Origin of the sequence: Maribacter aestuarii, assembly GCF_027474845.2 — a bacterium.
Lineage (GTDB): Bacteria > Bacteroidota > Bacteroidia > Flavobacteriales > Flavobacteriaceae > Maribacter > Maribacter aestuarii.
On the sequence record NZ_CP107031.2, the window covers coordinates 643979 to 667001 of the forward strand.

General features: G+C 38.8%; 22 protein-coding genes and 1 pseudogene. 11 read left to right on the forward strand and 12 right to left on the reverse strand.

The features are described from left to right. The first annotated feature begins 66 nt into the window (after nt 1–66). Entirely contained in the window at nt 67–1077 is a 1011-nt protein-coding gene (gene gap, locus N8A89_RS02805) for a type I glyceraldehyde-3-phosphate dehydrogenase (RefSeq protein ID WP_281540878.1), read from the forward strand. Beyond that, nucleotides 1074–3293: a hybrid sensor histidine kinase/response regulator gene (locus N8A89_RS02810; RefSeq protein ID WP_281540879.1), complete on the forward strand. Its 2220-nt coding sequence runs from the start codon at nt 1074–1076 to the stop codon at nt 3291–3293. Before gap ends, N8A89_RS02810 begins: the two co-directional genes overlap by 4 nt. Here N8A89_RS02810 and lpxK read toward each other — a convergent pair. Beyond that, the gene (gene lpxK / locus N8A89_RS02815; protein ID WP_281540880.1) at nt 3283–4281 is read right to left on the reverse strand and encodes a tetraacyldisaccharide 4'-kinase; all 999 of its coding nucleotides are present in this window, start codon (nt 4279–4281) and stop codon (nt 3283–3285) included. The two genes, N8A89_RS02810 and lpxK, sit on opposite strands and share 11 nt — an antisense overlap. 50 nt (nt 4282–4331) lie before the next feature. Here lpxK and N8A89_RS02820 point away from each other — a divergent pair. From N8A89_RS02820 to N8A89_RS02830, 3 genes and pseudogenes are all read left to right on the forward strand, one after another. Beyond that, nucleotides 4332–5427: pseudogene (locus N8A89_RS02820) on the forward strand (Nif3-like dinuclear metal center hexameric protein). Nucleotides 5428–5429: 2 nt separating this feature from the next. Continuing rightward, entirely contained in the window at nt 5430–6209 is a 780-nt protein-coding gene (locus N8A89_RS02825) for a zinc ribbon domain-containing protein (RefSeq protein WP_281540881.1), read from the forward strand. Between the two features lie 114 nt (nt 6210–6323). After that, complete coding sequence (locus N8A89_RS02830; protein ID WP_281540882.1) at nt 6324–6698, forward strand: DUF4174 domain-containing protein; 375 nt, start codon at nt 6324–6326, stop codon at nt 6696–6698. Nucleotides 6699–6707: 9 nt separating this feature from the next. Here the strand turns inward: N8A89_RS02830 and N8A89_RS02835 are convergent, their stop codons facing one another. Further along, nucleotides 6708–8048, reverse strand: a complete 1341-nt coding sequence (locus N8A89_RS02835) for an FAD-dependent oxidoreductase (protein WP_289644889.1) — start codon at nt 8046–8048, stop codon at nt 6708–6710. A 162-nt stretch (nt 8049–8210) separates the two neighbouring features. Here N8A89_RS02835 and N8A89_RS02840 point away from each other — a divergent pair, with 162 nt between their 5' ends. From N8A89_RS02840 to N8A89_RS02855, 4 genes are read left to right on the forward strand one after another with little or no spacing between them, the layout of a single operon-like run. Further along, nucleotides 8211–8855: a flavin reductase family protein gene (locus N8A89_RS02840; protein WP_281540883.1), complete on the forward strand. Its 645-nt coding sequence runs from the start codon at nt 8211–8213 to the stop codon at nt 8853–8855. Then, entirely contained in the window at nt 8845–8991 is a 147-nt protein-coding gene (locus N8A89_RS02845) for a DUF2256 domain-containing protein (RefSeq protein WP_281540884.1), read from the forward strand. The genes N8A89_RS02840 and N8A89_RS02845 overlap by 11 nt, the downstream gene beginning before the upstream one ends. 58 nt (nt 8992–9049) lie before the next feature. Beyond that, nucleotides 9050–10345, forward strand: a complete 1296-nt coding sequence (locus N8A89_RS02850; RefSeq protein WP_289644891.1) for a DASH family cryptochrome — start codon at nt 9050–9052, stop codon at nt 10343–10345. Nucleotides 10346–10354: 9 nt separating this feature from the next. Further along, nucleotides 10355–11887, forward strand: a complete 1533-nt coding sequence (locus N8A89_RS02855) for a cryptochrome/photolyase family protein (protein ID WP_281540886.1) — start codon at nt 10355–10357, stop codon at nt 11885–11887. Nucleotides 11888–12024: 137 nt separating this feature from the next. On the opposite strand, the gene N8A89_RS02860 is transcribed toward N8A89_RS02855, so the two are convergent. Next, nucleotides 12025–12573 carry a ClpP family protease gene (locus N8A89_RS02860; protein WP_281540887.1) on the reverse strand — a complete coding sequence of 183 codons (549 nt, stop codon included), beginning with the start codon at nt 12571–12573 and terminating at the stop codon, nt 12025–12027. Between the two features lie 232 nt (nt 12574–12805). Here N8A89_RS02860 and N8A89_RS02865 point away from each other — a divergent pair, with 232 nt between their 5' ends. Next, nucleotides 12806–13480, forward strand: coding sequence for a hypothetical protein (locus N8A89_RS02865; protein WP_281540888.1), 675 nt, complete (start codon nt 12806–12808; stop codon nt 13478–13480). 146 nt (nt 13481–13626) lie between these two features. Here the strand turns inward: N8A89_RS02865 and N8A89_RS02870 are convergent, their stop codons facing one another. From N8A89_RS02870 to N8A89_RS02880, 3 genes are all read right to left on the reverse strand, one after another. Then, a complete protein-coding gene (locus tag N8A89_RS02870) occupies nt 13627–14775 on the reverse strand; it encodes an MFS transporter (RefSeq protein ID WP_281540889.1) in 1149 nt (382 codons plus the stop codon). 60 nt (nt 14776–14835) lie between these two features. After that, entirely contained in the window at nt 14836–16107 is a 1272-nt protein-coding gene (gene kynU / locus N8A89_RS02875; protein ID WP_281540890.1) for a kynureninase, read from the reverse strand. Between the two features lie 84 nt (nt 16108–16191). After that, nucleotides 16192–16653, reverse strand: a complete 462-nt coding sequence (locus tag N8A89_RS02880; RefSeq protein ID WP_289644892.1) for a GNAT family N-acetyltransferase — start codon at nt 16651–16653, stop codon at nt 16192–16194. 63 nt (nt 16654–16716) lie between these two features. On the opposite strand from N8A89_RS02880, the gene N8A89_RS02885 reads away from it, so the two are divergent. Further along, nucleotides 16717–17358, forward strand: coding sequence for an O-methyltransferase (locus N8A89_RS02885; protein ID WP_281540891.1), 642 nt, complete (start codon nt 16717–16719; stop codon nt 17356–17358). On the opposite strand, the gene N8A89_RS02890 is transcribed toward N8A89_RS02885, so the two are convergent. From N8A89_RS02890 to N8A89_RS02915, 6 genes are all read right to left on the reverse strand, one after another. Next, nucleotides 17321–17896: a phosphatase PAP2 family protein gene (locus N8A89_RS02890; RefSeq protein ID WP_281540892.1), complete on the reverse strand. Its 576-nt coding sequence runs from the start codon at nt 17894–17896 to the stop codon at nt 17321–17323. The genes N8A89_RS02885 and N8A89_RS02890 overlap by 38 nt on opposite strands. A gap of 6 nt (nt 17897–17902) precedes the next feature. Further along, nucleotides 17903–18244, reverse strand: a complete 342-nt coding sequence (locus N8A89_RS02895) for a Sec-independent protein translocase subunit TatA/TatB (protein ID WP_281540893.1) — start codon at nt 18242–18244, stop codon at nt 17903–17905. A gap of 80 nt (nt 18245–18324) precedes the next feature. Continuing rightward, a complete protein-coding gene (locus N8A89_RS02900; RefSeq protein WP_281540894.1) occupies nt 18325–20634 on the reverse strand; it encodes a M1 family metallopeptidase in 2310 nt (769 codons plus the stop codon). 59 nt (nt 20635–20693) lie between these two features. After that, nucleotides 20694–21200, reverse strand: coding sequence for a DUF6702 family protein (locus tag N8A89_RS02905; RefSeq protein ID WP_289644894.1), 507 nt, complete (start codon nt 21198–21200; stop codon nt 20694–20696). A 47-nt stretch (nt 21201–21247) separates the two neighbouring features. Further along, a complete protein-coding gene (locus N8A89_RS02910; RefSeq protein WP_289644895.1) occupies nt 21248–22033 on the reverse strand; it encodes a carboxypeptidase-like regulatory domain-containing protein in 786 nt (261 codons plus the stop codon). Beyond that, complete coding sequence (locus tag N8A89_RS02915) at nt 22023–22766, reverse strand: peptidase associated/transthyretin-like domain-containing protein (protein WP_281540899.1); 744 nt, start codon at nt 22764–22766, stop codon at nt 22023–22025. The genes N8A89_RS02910 and N8A89_RS02915 overlap by 11 nt, the downstream gene beginning before the upstream one ends. Between the last annotated feature and the right edge of the window lie 257 nt (nt 22767–23023).

A 23023-nucleotide genomic window follows, 5' to 3' on the forward strand; every position in this document is an offset into this window, starting at 1 on the left:
ATTTACTTGGGCCCATTCAAATCCTATAGTTTAGAAATTTATCTTCAAATCCATAAAACCTGACCCATGAGAAAAGTGAATGTTGGAATCAATGGCTTTGGTAGGATTGGCAGGACATTATTTCGTTTGCTTCAGCAAAATTCAAATATTAACGTGGTCGCAACTAACGACCTTGCCGATGCCAGAACACTTTCACATTTGCTTAAATATGACAGTATTCATGGGGTACTTTCAAATAAAATTTCCTATGAAGGGCAATATATTATAGTTGAAGGAAAATCTATAAGGCTTACCAATTTTTTACATCCTAAAGATATAGATTGGGGGGCATCTGAAGTAGATGTGGTCATAGAATGTACCGGAAAATTTAAGGATAGAGATAGTCTATCTTTCCACTTAAAAAATGGTGTTAAAAAGGTAATTCTATCGGCCCCGCCACAAGCCGATGATATTAAAATGATTGTTTATGGAATAAACGAACACATCATAGAAAGCGACGATACTATTTTATCTGCGGCCTCTTGCACCACCAATAACGCGGCCCCAATGATAAAGGTCATAAACGATTTGTGCGGTGTGGAGCAGGCATACATCACCACCATTCATTCGTACACCAGTGATCAAAGTTTGCATGACCAACCACATAACGATTTGAGGCGAGCTAGAGCTGCATCGCAGTCTATCATACCTACAACAACAGGTGCCGCTAAGGCTTTGACCCGGATTTTCCCGGATTTGGCAAAAGTTATTGGAGGTTGTGGAATCCGTGTTCCAGTCCCGAATGGGTCTTTGACGGACATTACCTTCAATGTAAAGCGTGATATTACTATTAAAGAAATTAATGATACATTTGAAAGGGTATCAAACAATGATTTAAAAAATATACTTTTTTATACGAAAGATCCTATAGTTTCAATAGATATAAACAATAGTTGTTACTCTTGTACGTTTGATTCTAAGATGACCTCCGTTATTGGAAAAATGGTTAAAATAATAGGATGGTACGATAATGAAACAGGCTACAGCAGTAGAATTATCGATCTTATCAACTTCATGATTAATAAAAAACATATTTGATTTTCTCAATCATAAATAAAGGCCTTAGGCATCTTCTGTTACTTCTCCTACTCTTAGTGACCGTACATAACTTCTATGGTCAGGATTCAATTCCAAATCAAGATTTAGAGCCTTATTTCACTGAGGCACGAAAACTTAAGAATCAAAATAAGATAGATTTAGCCTTGGAGGCTTTAGATAAAGCAGCAAACAATGCGGAAAAGAATGAGGATGTAAAAGCTCTTATTGACAGCTTACACGAAATTGCCCTGTTATACTTGCAATTGAATAGAGAAGGAGATACAGAGTTTTATTGGGATAGGGCCAGCGTACTTTTAAAGGATATTGCATATCCGTATGGGGACGCCATGCACAAATATATTGAAGCCGTATTGTTGTATAGGAGTGATAAAAATTTTCAAGCCTTGTTTATGCTCAACGAAGCCAAACAATTGAACAATGACCGTAACTTCTTCAATAGAATTTTACTTGCTGAAGGTCAGGTTTATCTAAATCTAGAAAAATATGACAGCGCCTCTAAAAACTTTAACTCCCTTATAGTTAATACGGATTTATACGAAAAGGATTATTTTACCGTACAAGCATATTTAGGTCTTGCAACATTGAATTTGACAACCGGCAACCTCAGCGAGAGTGCCAAATATGCCGAAAGTGCATTAGAGTTGGCACGAAACAATGACTTTGCAAGAGATGTCAAAGAAGCTAATGAGCATTTGAATACCGTCTATGAAAAGCTCGGGCTTTATCAAAAAGCATGGGCAAATAGCCAAAATCTTCTTCAAATAAACGATTCTATTTTTAATGTTGATAAATTAAAAATGGAGGCCAAAACCGCAGATAAAATACGTGATGATTTTAAGACAGAGGAGATAGCTAGGCAAGAAACAAAAATAGAAGAGCTCACCGAGTCCCAAAACCGATCGGAGATTACGGCTATACTAACCGCAGCATTTTTGACCATCATCTCCCTATTGGCTGTTTCTTTGTTCCGAAACAATCAAATTAAACTCAAAACCAACGACCTGTTACAGACCAAGAACAAGGAGTTAACGATAGCAAGGGATGGTGCCGTACAGGCTATGGAAGCCAAGACCAATTTCTTGTCCACTGTAAGTCATGAACTTAGGACGCCTCTCTATGCCGTTACCGGGCTTACACACTTGCTTCTGGAAGAGAATCCTTCCAAACACCAACTGGAACACCTAAAAGCGCTTAAGTTCTCTGGAGATTACTTATTGAACTTTATCAATGATATTCTTCACATCAATAAAATTGATGCGAATAAGCTAGAACCGCTAAACATGGAATTCAACCTGAAAAAGGTGTTGAATGAAGTGATGGAATCCCTACAGCAAAGCGCCAAGGCCAACAATACAAAACTGGTTTTAGAATACGACAATGATATTCCCGGTCACTTGATGAGCGACCCATTAAAACTTTCACAAATTTTTATGAATTTGATTGGCAACTCCATTAAATTCACCAGAAATGGCGAAGTCAAAGTCATTACCAAACTATTGAAAAAAGAAGATGATGATGTAACCATTTATTTTGAAGTAAAGGATAATGGCATCGGTATTTCCAAAGAAAAACAACAAAGTATTTTTGAAGGCTTTGAGCAGGGTTCCATTCAAATTAACAGAGAATATGGTGGTACCGGATTGGGACTTACCATTGTAAAAAGCTTACTGGGCTTGTTCCAAAGTAAAATTGAACTAAAAAGTAAACTTGGGGAAGGCAGCTCATTCTTCTTTGAAATCGATATGAAGAGCATGGATGATGTGATAGACGACGTATCATTCGAGATTACGAAGCGTGATTATAATTTTAAAGGTCTTCACCTGTTGATTGTGGAGGATAACAAAATAAATCAGGTGATTACCAAGAAAATGCTAAGTAAAAAAGAGATAACCAGTGATATTGCCAGCAACGGGGAAGAGGCTGTAGTTCTGGCTAAAGAGAATACCTACGATGCAATACTTATGGACATTCACATGCCTGGTATAAGCGGTGAAGAAGCTACGATACAGATAAGGCAATTTGACCAAGAAACCCCGATAATTGCGTTAACAGCTATTTCCTTGGATGACAGTTTAGAAAGTTTTTATGCCGCAGGTTGCAATGACGTGGTGACCAAACCTTTCAAACCTGAAATTTTCTATCAAAAAATAGGAGAGAATATTTTTGACAAAAAAGCAAAGAACGCTATTTCATAAATTCATGAATTGCTTTTTCCAGAGTCAACTGTCCGTCAAAAAGGAAGGTATGCTTCACGGTTATGTAAATAATATTTTCCAACTGCCCGTTCAACCTAACATAATCCTTTTCTGTAGTAAGTATTAACCGCTTCTTTTTAAGATTTTCTATCTCTTTTTCCGTGAAAAAATGATGGTCTTTAAAAGGCAAATGTTCAAATTTTAATCCCTTAGATTTTAAATGAGTAACCAAAGGTTCCGGGTTGGCTATTCCCGTAATCAAAGTAAATTGCGTATTCCGTAATTGGTTAATATCCAATACCTCTGACTGACCCTTAAGGCCTTTGTCATATTCCAGTTTTGTAAATAAAACTAGTTGATTCTCAACTGGATTTATTTTTTTTATAATTTTATTGGCAGACGACTTAGACAGGTCTTCGGGACATTTTGTGACGATTATAAGCTGCGCTCTATTAGCTTCCTTTTTCGCATCCCTGAGATTACCTGTTGGTAAAAACCAATCGTCTACATAAAGATTGTCGTATGAAGTTAAAAGGATATTCAAACCCGCCTTTACCCATCTGTGTTGAAAAGCATCGTCCAGTAAAATTACTTTGGGATTAATAAGGCTTTTGAGTTTTGAAATTCCGTTTCTTCTATCGGTGTCGACCGCAACAAAAACTTCAGGAAACTTTAAATGAATTTGATAAGGTTCATCACCAAGTTCCGTTATAGTGGATTTTGGATCTGAGAGATGAAAACCCTTTGATTTACGCTTATACCCCCTGCTGAGCACGGCAATACTATTTTCTTTGCCCAAGGTACGAATGAGCAACTCTATCATGGGGGTTTTACCCGTGCCCCCCACACTGAGATTTCCCACGCAAATTGTTAGAATTTTATAGGTTTCGGATTTCAAAATTCCCGAATCAAAAAGGAGGTTCCTTAAGTGTACTACTGTACCGTAGACCAACGAAACCGGGAAAAGAAGTTTTCTCAACACTTGCATCGGAACGAAATTATAATATTTTATCTTTGAAAACCTTATATTCCAAGAAAATGACCATAAATAACATTACCCGTATTTTAGAGGAATTTGCTCCGTTGGACTATGCCGAAGATTTTGATAATGTGGGTTTATTGATCGGGAACAAAGGCGCAACGGTAAACGGAATATTGGTAACGCTAGATACTTTAGAAAATGTAGTGGACGAAGCTATTTCTAAAAAATGCAATCTCATTGTAAGTTTTCATCCAATTATTTTCAGCGGATTAAAAAAGATTACTGGTAAAAATTACGTGGAGCGCACGGTTTTAAAAGCCATAAAGAACGATATTGCCATTTATGCTATTCACACCGCTTTGGATAATTGTCCCGAAGGTGTAAATGCTAAGATATGCGAGGTTATAAGTCTCAAGAATACTCAAGCCCTTATTCCTCAAAAAAATACGATTAAAAAACTTACCACATACATCCCCGTTGATAAAGCCCAAAATTTAAAAAAAGAAGTTGTTCAACGCCGGGGCCGGAAAAATTGGAAACTACAGCAATTGTAGTTTTGAGGTATCCGGCACAGGAAGTTACAAAGCAGGAAAAAATGCGAATCCCACAAAGGGAATTATAGGTAGTACCCATTATGAAGAAGAGTCGTTGATTTCGGTGGTATTTACTAAATCTGTAGAAGCCAAGGTTTTGGATGCTTTGTTGAAGAACCATCCATATGAAGAAGTCGCTTACGAAATACAAACACTAGAAAACACCAATAAATATATTGGTATGGGAATGATTGGAGAACTGGAAGAAAGCATTTCGGAACAAGTGTTTTTAAAACAACTAAAATCCAGAATGAACGCTACGGTAGTTAGGCACTCCGAACTTAGAGGTAAACCAGTTAAAAAAATAGCAGTTTTAGGAGGTAGCGGAGCGTTTGCCATTGGTGCCGCCAAAGCTGCCGGCGCGGATGTTTTTGTTACCGCGGATGTTAAATACCATCAATTTTACGAAGCTGAAAAACAGATGGTCATTGCAGATATTGGACACTTTGAAACTGAGCAGTTTACAAAAAACATTTTAGTTGATTATCTTACGGAAAAAATTCCTAATTTTGCAATCCATTTATCGGAAAGTATAACAAATCCTATCAAGTATTTTTAAGTATGGCAAAAAAAGAAGATTCATCCGTAGAGGCGAAGTTAAGAGCATTATATGACTTGCAATTAATTGACTCCAGGGTGGACGAGATACGTAATGTACGTGGAGAATTACCTTTAGAAGTTGAAGATTTGGAAGATGAGGTACTCGGTCTTAGAACTAGGATGGACAAACTAAAGACTGACTTAGACACAATCAATTTTGAAATTGGAGCCAAGAAAAACCTTATAGATGAGGCTAAAGCTTTAATCAAAAAATATACGGAGCAACAAAAAAATGTACGGAACAGCAGGGAATTCAATTCCATAAGTAAAGAATTGGAATTTCAAGAATTGGAAATTCAGTTGGCCGAAAAGCATATTAAGGAATTCAAAGCCCAAATAGAGCAAAAGAAAGAAGTAATAGCCGAAAACAAAGAACGTCTAGCGGAACGCGAAGCTCATCTAAAGCACAAGAAGAATGAGCTTGATGCTATTTTAGCGGAAACAGAGAAAGAGGAAAAAGCGTTGTTGGAGGAATCCTTAAAGTTTCAAGATAAAATAGAGGAGCGTCTGGTAAAAGCCTATGCCCGTATCCGAAATAGCGTTAAGAACGGTTTGGCCGTAGTACCTATTGAAAGAGGTGCTTCTGGAGGGTCTTTCTTTACGATTCCGCCGCAAGTTCAGGTAGAAATTGCTTCTAGGAAAAAAATTATAACGGATGAGCATAGTGGGCGCATATTGGTAGACCCGGCATTAGCGGACGAAGAATCTGAGAAAATGCAAAAAATGTTTTCAAAATTATAAGCAATTTATATTCTAAATTATTCTTAAAGCCATCCTATACCGGATGGCTTTTTTATTATCTTGAGTTGAGAGAAGAGAAATATGCGTTATCTGATAATCCTTTTATTTTTTTTAATGTTGACACCATCCAATTCCAATGCCCAAAGTTTGTCAGATTATAAATGGAAAAATCGGATAATCCTCCTGATGGGTTCGGAATCCCCAGTTTTAAACGAACAACTATCCCTTCTTAAAAGCCGTCAAAAAGAATTGTTGGAAAGAAATTTAATTATTTTCCGCTATGCAAACGGAAAATTATTTGACATTTCAGGTAGTGCCACCCCTATGAACACTAAGTCGGTTCCAGATAAAGATTATAACGGACTGTTATTAATTGGTAAGGATGGCGGGGTTAAACTGAAAAAAGAATTTATAGTACCGCCCGATGAGATTTTTACCTTAATAGATGGTATGCCCATGAGGAGGGCGGAGATGAAAAATGAGCGATAATATTTAAGGTTACAATAACGAGAGTATCTTCTCCTCAACTTCCTTGGAATCCCATTCTTTATCAATATTTTCTAGTTGCATTACCTCTTGCATAATTTTTTCCTGTTTATCGCCCACTGCCAGCGCCTCCGCATAAGGCCTCTCAGAAAATGTAACGCGAGAATAAACCGGAATCCATTTATCGGGATATTTGGATGCGAAACGTTTTTCAATTTTCTTTTGAAGTAGAAACTCTGGATTTGCGGTCTTACTGCTCATCTCCATAAAGTTGCGATAACTTAATTCCGCAATGGCATCCGCATTTGGTTTTCTTTCCTTTTGATATTCCTGAAAGATAGACTCCCAATCGTTACCATACTTGTTAATCATGCTATTCAAAACATAAATATCCTCAAATCCTGCATTCATACCCTGTCCGTAAAAAGGTACCACGGCATGAGCAGAATCACCGACCAAGGCGACTTTGTCCCAATAAGTCCAGGGATAGCATTTCATCGTTACCATGGCACTGGTAGGATTCTTGAAAAAATCCTCCGTCAAATTCTCTATATCTTTTCTAACGTTTGGAAAATGTTCTTTAAAAAAGGAAAGGGCCTCTTTCTTTGTTTTTATACTTTCAAAGGAAATTTCACCTTCAAAGGGCATAAAAAGGGTACAGGTAAAGCTTCCGTCCAAATTAGGCATAGCAATTAACATGAACCTCCCCCTGGGCCATATGTGAAAGGAGTTTTTATCTAATTTGTGACTACCATCTTCATTGGGTGGTATGCTGAGTTCCTTATATCCAACGTCTATAAAATCCTGTGAATAGTCAAACCGACTTCTTCGTTGCATTTTGTGTCTTACTCTGGAGAATGCCCCATCACAACCAAAAATTAGATCATGGTCGTATGCTTTCCATTCACTTTTCTCACTCTCACCAGTATATATCTTAGCCTCGGGAAGATTTACATCCCAGACTTTCTCGTTAAATCTAAAGTCTACTCCGGCCTGCTCCGCCAAGTCTATCATCCGCTTGTTCAAGACGCCTCTTGAAATGGACCATATAGCCTCCCCTTCTTTACCATATTTTTGAAAATATTCCTCCTTACCAACAACATGCATGGCCCTCTTGTCTAGAGGGATTCCTATTTTTCTTATCTCATCTTCAATGCCAACCTCTCTAAGTGCCTTCCAACCCCTATTACTCATAGCCAAATTGATGGAGCGCCCGGAAAAATTTATATTTCTAATATCCGGTCTACGGTCAAATACGGTGATTTTATGACCGTATTGCTTTAGGTAGATAGCTAACAATGAACCAACTAAACCGGATCCAATGATGGCGATACTCTTTTTGGTAATTTTCATGGATTACAACGGATCTAGCAAATAACTTGGTTTGGCCATAAAAATAGGAAAATATATGGTATTAAGCTTATCCCAAACGATGTGACTCATGGTCAATTTAATATTCCCTTAACTAGAAATGTTTAACAATTGGTTATTTTTGATAGACAAAAAATTAAATCTTTGAAACATTATACCAAAGAAGAACTTAAAAATCTGAAAGGTAGGTACAGGGCCAATCTGGTAAACAGCTGTACCGGTTATAAATCCTGCAATCTGTTGGGTACTATGTCCGGTCAGGGAATAACCAATTTAGCAATTTTCAATTCAGTAGTGCATATAGGTAGTAATCCAGCTTTGCTAGGATTCATCTTACGACCGTTGACCGTTCGCCGAGATACTTATATCAATTTTAAAGAATCTGGATTTTTTACCGTAAACCAGGTAAATTCAAATATTTTAGGGGATGCTCACCACACTTCTGCTAAATACGATGAGAGTATATCGGAATTTTCAAAAACAAATCTTACCGAAGACTTTTTGGATGATTTCCCGGCCCCATATGTCCAGGAAAGTGCCATAAAAATTGGCTGTAGTTATGTTAATGAATACACGATAGCAGAAAATGACTGTCTTTTAATCATTGGGGCGATAGAGCATCTGTACTTACCGGAAGATACTATTCATGCAGATGGTTGGGTACAATTGGACAAAATGGACACCGTAGCCACCATTGGTTTGGACGGTTACGCATTGCCCGATCTTTTACATCGCTTTGCTTATGCCAGACCCTATGAAACAACCCATATTTTAGAAAGTGGCTCATAAAAAACAACAGTTGCCCCAAAAAATATGCGCTCGCTGTGGATTACCGTTCACTTGGCGTAAAAAATGGGAAAGAGATTGGGAGCAAGTAAAATTTTGTAGTGAGCGTTGCAGAAGGAACAAGTCTAGCATGCAATAGGCCAGGACTATTAAAATGAACATTCAAATTCGAAAAGATATTTTTTAAACTCAACAACATGAACAACCTAATTTGGTTTAGAAACGACTTGCGCGTTGCCGACAATATATCCTTGACCAAAGCTTCTAAAGGAGAAAAACTGGTAGCAGTATATTTTTTCGACCCTAGACATTACGATATAGGTGACTTTGGATTTAAAAAAATAGAAAAATACCGTGCTAAGTTTTTATTAGAAACCGTCCAAGAATTAAAAAATGCGCTGAAAAAGCTCAATATCACGTTATTGACCTATAATGAGCGTCCAGAAATCATCATACCCAAATTGGTCAATGACCATCAAATAAAAAACATCTATTTGCAAAAAGAATGGACTCGTGATGAAAGTAAGGTTAAGGATGGTGTGATAGCCAAAGTTCCGGCATTGGTGAATTTTGAAGAGTCGTACGACCAGTTTTTATTTCATCCAGAAGATATTCCCTATAAAAGTTTTAAAGAGATTCCAGAGGTGTTTACCACCTTTAGAAAAAAGTGCGAGAAAAATGTAAGCGTATCTAAGCCGCTCCCTATCCCAGTCCCAATGCCTAAACAAAATCTTCTGGAGATATCCACCTCCATACCTACCTTAGAAGACTTGGGGTTTGAAGAGTTTCAAACGGATTCTAGAACTGCCTTTCCTTTCAAAGGAGGGGAATTTGAAGCCTTGGACAGAATTGAAGAATATTTCTGGACTACTAAAAAGCTTGCGTATTATAAGAAAACAAGAAACGGTCTAGTAGGTAAAGATTACAGTTCTAAATTATCCGCTTGGCTTGCAAATGGTAGTATTTCCGCACGCACCATTTATTGGGAGGTAAAACGTTTTGAAGAAGAGATTAAGAAAAATCAGGATACGTATTGGTTAATATTTGAACTTATTTGGCGCGATTATTTTAAGTACGTATCCCTGAAACATAAGAATAAAATTTTCATGATTGGTGGAATCCTTGACAAGGATTATGACTGGAATAACTCAAAAATAGCGAAGGACCAGTGGATAAATGGTCAAACCAAAGAACCTTTCGTCAATGCCAATATGAAGGAAATCGCAGGAACCGGATGGATGAGCAATCGGGGAAGGCAAAATGTAGCCAGTTATTGGTCCAAGGAACTTAAGCAAGATTGGCGGATAGGCGCGGCTTATTTTGAAAGTATGTTGTTAGATTATGACGTACACAGCAACTGGGGCAATTGGATGTATAATAGCGGCGTTGGTAACGATCCTAGAGATAGAAAGTTTAATATTAAAAGACAGGCGGAGATGTACGATGGAAATGGCAAATTTCAAAACCTGTGGCTACAAGAATCACTTTTTTAAGAAACTGAAATGAAGAAACTACGATTAATTTTAGGAGACCAACTAAATCAAAAACATTCTTGGTTTAATGAAGTAGACCCGGATATAACCTATATCATGGCAGAGATGCGGCAAGAAACCGATTATGTAAAGCATCATATTCAGAAAGTAGTGGCCTTTTTTATGGCGATGCGTAGCTTTAAAGATGATCTTACAGACAAAGGCCATCAGTTTATTTATTTAAAAATTACCGATGCTGAGAATCTGCAGGATTTAGACAGTATTATCAAGGATCATATAAAAAAGACCAATGCAGAGAAGTTTGAATACCTGCTACCGGATGAATACCGGCTTGATCAGCAACTTAAAGACATTTGTAAATCCTTAGACATTACATCAGAAGCATTTGATACGGAACACTTTTATACTTCCAGAACCGAACTAGCAGATTTTTATAAAGGAAACAAGCAAATGGTCATGGAAAGTTTCTACCGCATGATGCGTAAGAAACATGATATAATGATGGCTAACGGACAACCAGAAGGGGGCAAATGGAACTTTGATCAAAGTAACCGTAAAAAATGGAAGGGAGAGCCTGAAATACCGCACAAAAGGGGTTTTAGAAAGGATGTTTCCGGTATACTGGAAGAATTAGAAAAAGCAGAGGTAAAAACTTTCGGCAACATCGATGCTAACTCCTTCAACTGGCCAGTTACACGAGAGGATAGCCTATCAGTCTTGCGCTATTTTTGCAAAGAACTTTTAGTGCATTTTGGGGATTATCAAGATGCGCTGCACACCGACGAGAAGTTCTTATTCCATTCTAGGCTTTCTTTTGCCATGAACAGTAAGATATTGAGCCCTAAAGAAGTCATTGACAAAGTTCTGGACTTTTATTACGATAATGAAAAAGATATTGATATCTCACAAGTGGAAGGTTTTGTGCGTCAGATTTTAGGTTGGCGGGAATACATGCGCGGTATCTACTGGAAAGAAATGCCCGAGTATAAACAATTGAATAAACTCGATAACCATAACAACCTACCCGACTTCTTCTGGACTGGTGAGACCAAGATGAACTGCTTAAAACATGCCATTGGGCAGAGTTTGGACGAAGCATATGCCCATCACATACAACGACTTATGATTATTGGCAATTATGCCCTGCTTACGCAGTTGCATCCGGATGAAGTGGACAAATGGTATCTGGGGGTTTATATAGATGCTATAGAATGGGTGGAAATCACCAATACAAGAGGAATGAGTCAGTTTGCGGATGGTGGTATTGTTGCTACAAAACCTTATGTGAGCAGTGCAAACTACATCAACAAAATGAGTAATTATTGTGGTGGTTGCCAATACAGTCATACCAAAAAAGTAGGTGAGAACGCCTGCCCTTTTAATTCTCTATACTGGAATTTTCTAAACGAAAAGAGAGAACATTTTAAGGATAACCATCGTATGAATATGATGATGAGTCTCTTAGAGAAGAAAAATAACGCTGAGCTTAATGACCTGCAAGAACGTGCTCAACAAATCATTTCGAATCCAGACAACTATTAATTTTTTAATAATTGGGTGACCCAAAATCAAGTGTTCTTACGTATATATTAAAACTATTCCGCGAGAGCGCCTATATATATAAAAGTCCTTTCCAACGTATTGGAAAGGACTTTTTGTTTAGTTGAATTCTTATGATATTATTTTAGAATCCCGTCAACAATTCCGTATTCGATGGATTCGTTAGCGTTCATCCAATAGTCCCTATCAAAATCTCTAAGCACTTTTTCAAATTTCTGTCCACAATTATCGGCTAAAATCTGGGCGCTCAACTCTTTAGTTTTGATAATTTCCTTTGCCTGTATCTCAATGTTGGATGCCTGTCCCCTAGCCCCTCCACTGGGTTGATGAATCATTACCTGTGCGTGTGGCTGTATGAAACGTCTTCCATTTTTCCCAACGGATAAGAGAATACTTCCCATGGAAGCGGCCAATCCTGTACAGATGGTAGAAACCGGGCTTTTTAGGGCCTTAATGGTATCGTATATGGCAAAACCGGAAGTAACATAACCGCCCGGACTATTGATATATAATTGGATTTCTTTATTGTTCTGCATGTCTAAATACATCAACCTGTCTATCACGTGTTTGGCAGAATCATCATCTACCATACCCCAAAGAAAAACCTTTCTTTCCTCCAACATTTTTTCATCTATGGCCTCTTGTATTTTCCCCTTTTTAGCACTCATATAGTTTTCTTTTTTATCAAAATCAAAATTAAGGAATTAATTATGAAACCTACAATCTTAAAAGAAGGATACAGCTATTTTAAAAAGTAGTAAATGAAAGAGCCATACTTTTACAGTAACCCTTTGAGGAATGACTATTTCTTTATATGGAAATAAGTGCTAAGCACACGATAAAGAATTATAACCAAAAGAAAAAAGGTAATCTATATCTTTACGAAAACATTATATAGCGATGAAAAATTATTTAGTACTATCAGTGACATTGGTATTTGCTCTAGCAGGTTGCAAGAGCGATAAAAAGACTGAAACCGATATCCCTTTAAAAGAATTGAATATTTTAGAAAAAGTGGCCCAGGCACACGGATATGACAATTGGAAGAACGTTTCCAGTTTAAAATTCACTTTTAATGTAGACAGGGACTCATCACACTTTGAACGTACGTGGTTGTGGCAGCCAAAATCTAACGAAGTCGTGTTTATGACTAGGGAAGATACGATAACCTATAACAGAAAAGCTGTGGACAGCCTTACCGCTAAGACCGATGGAGGTTTCGTCAATGACAAGTTTTGGTTATTGGCTCCTTTTCAATTGGTCTGGGACCAAAAGGGTTTTACCTATGAACATTCAGAAAATCAAGAGGCGCCTATTAGCAAAGAGAAAATGCATAAACTGACCACAGTTTATGCCAATGAAGGTGGTTATACGCCGGGAGATGCTTATGATTATTATTTTGGGGACGATTACGTCATCAAAGAATGGGTATTTAGAAAAGGTAATCAAGAGGAACCGTCGATGGTGACTAGTTGGGAAGACTATAAAACTTTGCAAGGATTGGATATTGCTACCATGCATAAAATGCCAGAGGCCAATTTTCAACTTTATTTCACCGATATAGAGGTGAAATAGTTACTGTACAAGCAGCTCCAAAAAAGAAACTTTTTGGAACACTCAAAAATCAACTACGATTAAAAAAGAATCGTCCGCCTTTATTCAAAAAATGGATGGTGACAATAGCCAGTTTAAGGTGCGGAGCAATTTAGATTGAATATATTTTATTTTGTTCTTTTATTCAGCCTAAAACTAGCTCCTAAGATAAGTAGTGCACAACCCAATAACAGCCAGAAACTGGATTTTAAGGTATAGCTTTCCGCCAAAAAGCCTAAAATGGGAGGTGCGCATAAAAAACCTGCGTATCCCGTTCCGGCTATAAATGCGATTCCCTGTGAGGACTCAATACCTTTAACATTACCTCCAATTCTAAATATTTCTGGCACCATAACGGAAAAACCCAGTCCGCTTAAAGCAAAACCTGTAATGGCCAGATACGTATTGGTTGTCAACACCAGTACATATCCTATCATTGCTAAACCGGCCCCTAATGCAACCATTTTTACAGACCCCATTTTGGCGCTGACCCCATCGCCCAGAAATCTACCCAAAGTCATCGTAATCTGAAAACCTAGAAAACCGGCACCCCATAAAGCTTCCGGAGCAACACTTACTTCCATCAAATAGAGGCCGCTCCAATCAACAATAGCTCCTTCGCTACCCATGGCCACGAACGAAATAAGACCTAATAGTAAAATCGGTTTAAACAGACCTAAGTTAAAAGGTTCCTTTTCAATGGTTTCCGCTACTTGTGAGACATACTTTTTATGGAAAATTAGATTTACAACAAATACCAAAGCCACCGCTATTCCCATATGTAGGACGGGATTACCTAAAGGACCGATAAGAAAACTTCCAACGCCCGCCAAAACACCACCCAAACTGAAAAAGCCATGGGAGGCGGACATAAATTTAACCTTGTCCTTTTTTTCGAGTTCTGTGACTAAGGTATTCATGGCTATATCCGTAAAACCATTGGAAGCCCCAAAAATGAAAAGTGCTCCCATCAATGAATAATAGCTGGGAGCCATTAAGGGCAACATTGCAGCCGTACAACTGAGCAATACGCCATGCCAAGTAGCCTTACCGACACCAGTCTTATTTATAATAGCGGACGCAAAAGGAAAAATGGAAAAAACCCCAAGAGACAAAAAGAAAATAGCAAACCCCAACTGAGATTTATCAATGGATAAGGCTTCCTTAACCGTTGGGATGTAAATGGCCCAGGTTCCGAATAAGATATTCAAACTGGCAAAAACCCAAGAGGGGCCAAAATACCTGGAATTTGTTAGGATAAGCTTAAGCGATTTCATTGGTCATCGGGAAGGCATGGTTATTATATGGTTGATTGAATTCGTAAACTTTTACAGCATCTATTTTGCTAGTATTCCATCTTTTAAAATTTGCCCAAACCGGTACATATCCTCATAGGAACAGTAGAATGGTGCAGGTGCCAAACGTATGACGTTGGGCTCCCGCCAATCTGTAATTACTCCGTTTTCCATTAAATAGTTGAACAACGACTTACCTTGCCCGTGTAAAAAAACCGATAACTGGCAACCCCTTTCCTTTGGGGTAATGATTTCAAAAGTACTCTCCGCTACTTCATCGTCAATTTCTTTTAAAACAAACTCTAAATACGCAACGATGGTATTCCGTTTTTCAATTAAGGCTAACATCCCAACTTCTTCAAAAAGCTCTAAGGAAGCCAAGTATGGGGCCACAGATAATATGGGTGCATTACTCAATTGCCAGGCATCCGCATTCTCCATGGGTTCAAATTCCGGCTTCATCAAAAAACGGGTTTCCTTTTTAGTACCCCACCAACCTTCAAACCGTGGTATGTCTTTTCTGCCTAAATAACGTTCATGGACAAATATTCCAGAGGCATTACCGGGACCGCTGTTCATATACTTATAGCTGCACCAGGCAGCAAAATCGGCATTCCAGTCATGCAACTTCAGTTCCACATTCCCAACCCCGTGCGCCAAGTCCCAACCAACATTAGCGCCAACGGCCTTACCGGCCTTGGTAATTGCTTCCATATCCATCACTTGGCCGTTGTAATAATTTACACCTCCTATAAGCACTAAGGCCAACTCCTCTCCTACTTCATCGATTTTGGCAACAATATCCTCCGTTCGCCAAAAGTGTTCTCCACTCCTCTTCTTAACTTCAACAATGGTATCATTTGGGTCTAGGCCGTGAAAACGAGCTTGGCTCTGAAGCATATACTGATCGCTTGGAAAAGCCTTTTCTTCACAGATAATCTTATACCTTTTCGCAGTGGGATTGTAAAACGAGACCATCAAAAGGTGTAGGTTAACGGTCAACGTATTCATTACGGATATTTCCTTTGTTTTTGCACCTACTACCTTAGCCAGAGGTTCCGCTAATCTTTCGTGGTAGTCCCACCAAGGTTTCTCAGCATAAAAATGACCTTCTACGGCCAATTCTGCCCAATCCCGCATAACTTCATCTACATATTTCTTGGTCCTTTTGGGTTGTAGTCCCAGTGAGTTACCTGTAAAATAGATAACCTCCTTTTCGTTTACCTTCGGGAAATGAAATTCTTCCCGATATTTTCGAAGCGGGTCTGTGGCATCTAATTTTTTTGCGAAGGCCAGGGTATTCTCAAATTGCATAGGATTCTTTTTTTCAAAAATACGACATTGAATACGACTCCGAGGGTTTTATATGGCATTGGAGGAATAGAAGTGCTATGCCTTTCAACTAATCCGCATTTCGATTATGTGCTTTTTAAAACCCATCTTCTCATAGGCCTTTATAGCCGGGGTATTTTCGTCATACACCGTTAAACGAATTTCTGTCAGACCTTTGGATAGGGACCATTTCTTTAGGGCATCCACAATCAACCCGTTAACGCCTTGTCCTCTAAAATCGGGATGCGTATACATAAAACCCAAATAGGAATAGAATTCATGGTCTAAATAGTGGCGAGCCTTTTTTTTAAGGGCATAGCCACAGGCAATCAGTTTTGAATCGGACTCCGCAACCACAATTTTGGCATCATCAGAAATGAGGAACTCGTTTAAATCATAGTAAGTAATTTTTCCCTTTCCCAAGGTTGGATCATAGGGTCGTTCCGCACTTATGACCCCTTGTTCAAACTGTAACAGCACATTCAAATCGTCCTCGTTCGCTTCTCTTATAATAATATTATGTACCATTTACCTTCTTGTTTCGAACGATTAAAATACGTTATAAATCCATATTTTTACAAAAAGGAAGCCATGCATTTTTTATCCCCGTTATTGGAAAGTTACATTGCCAATAATTCTCAGGAGGAACCGGATGTATTAAAAGAACTTACCCGCGAGACCCATGTAAAGGTCGTACAACCTAGAATGCTTACTGGACATTATCAAGGGCGGGTATTGAGCTTACTTTCAAAAATAAGTAACCCAAAGTATATATTAGAGATTGGTACCTACACCGGGTACTCCGCTATTTGCCTAGCGGAAGGACTTCAAAATGCAGGTGTATTGCACACAATAGATGTGAATGCCGAATTGTATCCGATACAACGAAAGTATTTTGACAAAAGTGGTTATGGCGATCAAATTATTCAACATACAGGCAACGCCCTGGAGCTAATTCCGCAAATGGATGTCGTTTTCGATTTAGTGTTCATAGATGCAGAAAAAAAGGAATACGGCAATTATTTAGAGGTCGTTTTACCTAAAACTAAATCCGGGAGCATAATCTTATCCGACAATGTACTATGGTCAGGTAAAGTAATCGAACCCTTAAATCCAAAGGACAAGGCGACTAAAGTCCTAATTGACTACAATAAGAAACTTAAGGAACATGCTATGCTGGAAACGGTATTATTACCTATACGCGACGGTTTAACGCTAAGTAGGGTAAAATAAGTTGTAGATACAAACGGTAAAATAACCATGCAGAAAATATCCCGACGAGAGCTCCAACGATAATATCGACCGGAAAATGCACCCCTACATAAATCCTACTCATTACAAAAAGCAACGGCCATAGGTAAAAGAGGATGGTCCATTTAAAATGTTTGTGTAGAAAAAGATAGACAATTGTTGTAATTGAAAACGAGGAAGAAGCATGTCCTGAAAAGAAACTGTAACCTGTTGGGCTTCGCAATATTCTGATAAGCGTATTTATTTCTTGATCATTATTGGGTCTTAAACGGGCCACCACCTCCTTGGTAATATCGGTAAGCGTTACCACAAAAAACACCATGACCAATACGGTAAGAATCATGAAAAGGGCCTCTCGTTTAGTATATTTCTTGAAGAAAAGATAACCGAATAGCAGAAACAACGGTATCCATGTAGGAATTTTGGTTACGGTAGACCAAAAAGCGTCGTATTGCTCAATGCCTAAACTATTCAAATAGATAAACATTTCCCTATCCCACTCCAAAAGCTCTTTCAACATAGGAACCTACTTTCTTTTTATACTGCCGGTAACGTCTCCTATACTTTTACCCACATCCCCAATTCCTTTTTTGATGTCCTTTCCAATACCGGAATCGCCCAGGCTACTTTTAACATCATCGATATCATTTTGAATATCCTTTATCACACTAGTGTCTATTCCTTGTTTCTCTGCACTACGTTGAATCTCTTTTTTAATATCGTCCGTAGCATCCCTGAGCTGGCGCATTCCTTTGCCCAGCCCCTTGGCGATACCAGGGATTTTGTCCGCGCCAAAAACCATCACCACGATAAACATGATGAAAAAAATCTCCGCCCCACTAATGAATAAGAAATACAATGAAATCATACCACAAATATAAACAAGTTTCGCTCTCCAATAAAAAAGCCCCGTTGTTTAACGGGGCTTTTTATAAAGAAATTATAAGATTATTTTCCTTTGATATTTTCCTTGAATTTATCAAAGTCGTTCTCGCCTTCTTTTTTGGGCCAACTATTGTTCGAGGTGTCAATATCGGCTGTCTCCAGCCTGGGATCAACCACGATGCCCGTAAGCTCGCTTGCAGAAGATATGACCAATTTTACCTCTTTATCGTTCTTCCTCCAGATTTCTGCCGGATATGTTATATTCTTCGTAGTTCCATCGGCATACGTATACTCCACTATTATAGGCATAGGCAATCCACCTGGCTTGTCATAGGTAACCTCATAGAAATACTTGGGTTCCTTCACGGCCGCTCTTTCCGCTTCCGTCATATTGTCCATCATAAATTCCTTTAAGGTTTGAGAATTCTCCGAGGGTAATTTGCCTTTAAGGTTGGCATCGAAATTCTCGCTTTCTTCATCTTCCAAATACACTAAAGGAGGTAAATCTGACTCGGTCATATTACGTGCGGCTAGATATTCCTGCATTTTCTTGCTGGGTTTATCGCTCACATAATATTTTTTTATGCCCTTAACTCCGATATCCACATAATCCGTTGTATAGAACCATCCTCTCCAGTACCAATCCAAATCCACCGCGGAAGCATCTTCCATTGTACGGAAGAAATCTTCGGGTGTGGGATGTTTAAACTTCCAGCGTTGGGAATAGGTTTTAAAGGCATGGTCAAAAAGCTCTCTACCCATTACCGTTTCCCTTAGAATATTTAAGGCTGTTGCAGGTTTCCCGTATGCATTGGGACCTAGTTGATACACATTCTCTGGATTTGACATAATCGGCGAAATGGTACTTTGGTCTCCGCTCATATAAGGTACTATTTTGGCAGGCGCTCCCCTTCTGGACGGATAAGCACTATTCGGTGCTATGGCCTCCGGGTACTCCTCCCCAAATTCCTGCTCTGCCATATATTGCATAAAGGTATCCAGACCTTCATCCATCCAACCCCACTGACGCTCATCTGAATTAACGATCATAGGAAAGAAATTATGGCCAACTTCGTGGATAATTACACTGATCATCCCATATTTTACCCTATCGGAATAGGTGCCGTCCTCATTAGGCCTACCATAGTTCCAACAAATCATAGGATACTCCATACCCTGATTTTTAGCATGCACGGATATGGCTTTTGGATAAGGGTAATCAAACGTATGGGCAGAATACGATTTAAGTGTATGTGCCACTGCTTTTGTGGAGTACTCTTCCCATAACGGATTTCCCTCCTTTGGATACATGGAAACTGCCATTATATCACGATTACCCATTTTAACGGCCTGCATGTCCCAAATGAACTTACGAGATGTAGCAAATCCAAAATCACGCACGTTCTGTGCTTTTAACTTCCAGGTTTTGGTCTTATCCGAGAAACCTTTTTCCGCTGCTTCCGCCTCTTCCTGCGTTACAATGAGTACGGGTTTGTCATAAGATTTTTTGGCTTGCTCGTAACGTCGCATCATTTCCTTGGTGTACACTTCCTTTCTGTTCTGTAGCACTCCTGTACCATCCAAAACATGGTCCGCAGGTACGGTAATGTTTACTTCGTAGTCTCCAAAAGGAAGGGCAAACTCCCCACTTCCCCAGAATTGGTGGTTTTGCCACCCCTCTACATCACTGTACACTGCCATCCTAGGAAAAAATTGCGCTATTACGTAAGCTCGGTTACCATCTTTTGGAAAATATTCAAATCCCGAACGGGCACGATTGACCGTGTGGTCCGGAATATTATAATTCCATTTAATAGCAAAAGAATACTTTTCACCACTTTTAAGTGGCGTTGGAAGGTCAACGCGCATCATTGTAAAATTGGTAGTGTACGGCAACGCTTTTCCTGAGGCATCCTTTACGTAATCGATATTGAATCCCCCATCAAAAGGCTCTCCCATATATTTGCCGGCAAAAGTTCCGGGCTGTTCCGCAAGTGGTACCCCGCCACCATCTTTTAAGGCTGCTTTGGAATCTTTGGCCCTAACGTTTTGATCTAATTGTACCCACAAATATTCCAAATCGTCAGGAGAATTATTCGTATAGGTAATGGTTTCCTCCCCGAATATTTTGGCATTTTTATCATCTAAACGGATATCCATAACATAATCCGCCTGTTGTTGGTAATAATCGGGCCCGGGTGCTCCAGAAGCCGAACGATAGGTATTTGGTGTGGCGAATTCCTCGTAAAGCTGTTTGAATTTACTCTGATTGTAATGCCCCGGTTCCCTTTCATTTTTCTCTTCTTCCTGTGCCGTTAAAACCCCGGCAAATAAGAATAATATAGAAGCGAAAGCATAATTGAATTTTCTCATATTTTATTAAATTTTAATCTTGGAAAAATAAAGTTTTTTAAGGTATTTCTTCGGACTTGTTATAGATTTAACATTCCTTTAGTATCCGATTTTAGGAGCACGAAGCTCTTTTTCTTTCCATTAATCTTCAGATGCACCACATTCTGCTGTTCATCGTAGATATCCGTTAATATTTCATTCTGTATGGCAATACTGGAGACTTTGGAAAGCTCCACATTAGGGACTTCCAGATAGCAGATAATCATATCCGTATCGTACTTTTTACCCAATATCGTGTAATCCTTTGGATTACCGTCGATTTCTACTAGAAATTTTGTTCTCAAGTATTTCTCCAAATACTCCCGGTCCACATCGGACTCCTTTTTAGTACCGAGCTTGGAATCGATATCGTACCGTGCTTTGAGGACCGCATTCATATCGTCCAAAAAAACACGCGTAGTTATCTGAATGGCCTTATCCTTCTCGGAATAGCCTACATTGGTGACACTTATGTAAAACTTATGTGCAACGGTAAAGGCCAAAAGGGGCATTAAAAAAATTAGAAAAGTTTTTTTTTGAATCCGCATAGCAAAGTGCTTTTAAAGTTTTGTGCAAAATTGGTGCCAACCGGCACTTAGTCCATATCATTATTTTCCCTGTACAGCACACTTCGGGCTTTTAAATATTCCCAAATCTTGAACAGGTCGTGCGTATCCACAATTCTTTGGAAGTTGCTATCAACTTCACAAAAGTAGAAGAAATCATCGGTCTTTTCCTCTGGAATCTTCAGTTCTGTGCGGTAGAGGGAATCCGCATAAAAATCCCTCACCCGTTCAGTTCTATCGTATAAATTATTTCTTTCTACCCGTTTTTTCAGCATTTTTGTTCGACCTGTTATAGAATTGATAATAGGATCCAAAGCTAATTTTGTTCCTTCAAAAGGGATATAAGAGGCACTTCTTAACAACCTCTCACTTTGGGACATTTTTTTTACATACGCATTGGGAAGCCCCAAGGTGGAAGCCGTAACCACAGGTTCCAAGTTCAACGTAGTTATATCCTTAGTAATATCGCCGGAAAGGTTATAGGGAGTGACCACAACTTCATCAAGCTCAGTTAGCGCATCCTCCAACGGAACGGAAAGAAATGTACTGGAATATATGGATAGAGTTACGACTACTTGCTTCTTCTTAAACTGTACAGCGGAAAAAACTAGGGTATCGTTGACATGGACCGGTATGGAAAAAAAACCGTTGATATCCGTTATAGTGGCCCGTTGCGTTGTCGTATTCAGTACATGAGTGGCAGCAACATCGCCATCGGCACTATAAACTTTTCCCTCTAAATCCTTTTGCAAACCGGTTTGAGCCGTTAAAAGAACGGAACCGAAAAAAAAGAAAAAAAGGAATTTACTCCTCATTCAACTCCTTCAGGAATGATTTGCTAAGGTTAACCAGGGAATCTATTAACTGAAATTCGTTCTCCTTTCTAAGTAACGATTGGGCGGGCATGCGCGTATCGCAATACAAAAGAAAAGCATCAATCTTGTCCTGGGGTATTTTAAGATCTACCACAAAGAATTCATCATCATATACTTGTCGTAGCACATCGCTTACCAGTAATTTTGGACCGGTCTCCTCCGTATCCTCTTTCGATTTGAATATGGCCCTAAAAATATTCGCGAAATTAATCCCGTCCGTCATACCCCGTTCAGCGCGGGACAATGCAATGTTCTGTACCTCCGTGCCCCTATCTATCTCATATTCATATTCCTTAAATTCTTCGTTCTTCAATTTTAAAAAACGTTCTTGATCTTCCGGGGTTACGATAACTTCATCCAACTCCGTAACCTTCTCGTTAACCTCTACGACCAACCGATTGTTGGCTAGGATTTCTTCCGTAATCTTAACGATTTTAAGTTGATAGTTCACTGCAGTAAAAACCAACTCGTCCCCTTCTTTTACATTAATGGCAAACTCACCCTTGTCATTGGTAATAGTAGCCCTTTCCGAAGTAGTGTTAATTACATTTTCGTTTATCACGCTAGTATTCCTGTACAGCACTTTTCCCAATAATAATCTTCTTCCGTCGTCTTGGGCACTTACGGAAAATATGGCTAGGAACAGTACTAGGGACAGTAATTTTTTGGTCATAAGTCTATATTTCGAGGAGAATCGCTTAGCCCTCATCCATTAATTAATTCATAAAGAAAGTATAAGTTCGGGGTTTTAAAAAAAGGCTTCAATAAACTTTTGTTAATTTCTCAGTATCGGAATCGTACGTACAAATACCTTTCTTTTAAACAGGCCCTCACCAATCCGAATTCCGTTCACCGATTATTGCCATCACTTCAGCTTATTGCGGCATTATTTTAAGCTCCAAACTTAGGTAAATATATAGATAATCCTAT

What these genes read in the sequence shown, in the direction of transcription:
- gap (WP_281540878.1), top strand. Translation starts at nt 67, where the DNA reads ATGAGAAAAGTGAATGTTGGAATCAATGGCTTTGGTAGGATTGGCAGG.
- N8A89_RS02890 (WP_281540892.1), bottom strand. Translation starts at nt 17,896, where the DNA reads ATGTTGAAAGAGCTTTTGGAGTGGGATAGGGAAATGTTTATCTATTTG.
- N8A89_RS02915 (WP_281540899.1), bottom strand. Translation starts at nt 22,766, where the DNA reads ATGACCAAAAAATTACTGTCCCTAGTACTGTTCCTAGCCATATTTTCC.
- N8A89_RS02865 (WP_281540888.1), top strand. Translation starts at nt 12,806, where the DNA reads ATGAAAAATTATTTAGTACTATCAGTGACATTGGTATTTGCTCTAGCA.
- N8A89_RS02860 (WP_281540887.1), bottom strand. Translation starts at nt 12,573, where the DNA reads ATGAGTGCTAAAAAGGGGAAAATACAAGAGGCCATAGATGAAAAAATG.
- N8A89_RS02830 (WP_281540882.1), top strand. Translation starts at nt 6,324, where the DNA reads ATGTTGACACCATCCAATTCCAATGCCCAAAGTTTGTCAGATTATAAA.
- N8A89_RS02885 (WP_281540891.1), top strand. Translation starts at nt 16,717, where the DNA reads ATGCATTTTTTATCCCCGTTATTGGAAAGTTACATTGCCAATAATTCT.
- N8A89_RS02850 (WP_289644891.1), top strand. Translation starts at nt 9,050, where the DNA reads ATGAACAACCTAATTTGGTTTAGAAACGACTTGCGCGTTGCCGACAAT.
- N8A89_RS02855 (WP_281540886.1), top strand. Translation starts at nt 10,355, where the DNA reads ATGAAGAAACTACGATTAATTTTAGGAGACCAACTAAATCAAAAACAT.
- N8A89_RS02900 (WP_281540894.1), bottom strand. Translation starts at nt 20,634, where the DNA reads ATGAGAAAATTCAATTATGCTTTCGCTTCTATATTATTCTTATTTGCC.
- kynU (WP_281540890.1), bottom strand. Translation starts at nt 16,107, where the DNA reads ATGCAATTTGAGAATACCCTGGCCTTCGCAAAAAAATTAGATGCCACA.
- N8A89_RS02910 (WP_289644895.1), bottom strand. Translation starts at nt 22,033, where the DNA reads ATGAGGAGTAAATTCCTTTTTTTCTTTTTTTTCGGTTCCGTTCTTTTA.
- N8A89_RS02835 (WP_289644889.1), bottom strand. Translation starts at nt 8,048, where the DNA reads ATGAAAATTACCAAAAAGAGTATCGCCATCATTGGATCCGGTTTAGTT.
- N8A89_RS02825 (WP_281540881.1), top strand. Translation starts at nt 5,430, where the DNA reads ATGGCAAAAAAAGAAGATTCATCCGTAGAGGCGAAGTTAAGAGCATTA.
- N8A89_RS02880 (WP_289644892.1), bottom strand. Translation starts at nt 16,653, where the DNA reads ATGGTACATAATATTATTATAAGAGAAGCGAACGAGGACGATTTGAAT.
- N8A89_RS02870 (WP_281540889.1), bottom strand. Translation starts at nt 14,775, where the DNA reads ATGAAATCGCTTAAGCTTATCCTAACAAATTCCAGGTATTTTGGCCCC.
- lpxK (WP_281540880.1), bottom strand. Translation starts at nt 4,281, where the DNA reads ATGCAAGTGTTGAGAAAACTTCTTTTCCCGGTTTCGTTGGTCTACGGT.
- N8A89_RS02905 (WP_289644894.1), bottom strand. Translation starts at nt 21,200, where the DNA reads ATGCGGATTCAAAAAAAAACTTTTCTAATTTTTTTAATGCCCCTTTTG.
- N8A89_RS02895 (WP_281540893.1), bottom strand. Translation starts at nt 18,244, where the DNA reads ATGATTTCATTGTATTTCTTATTCATTAGTGGGGCGGAGATTTTTTTC.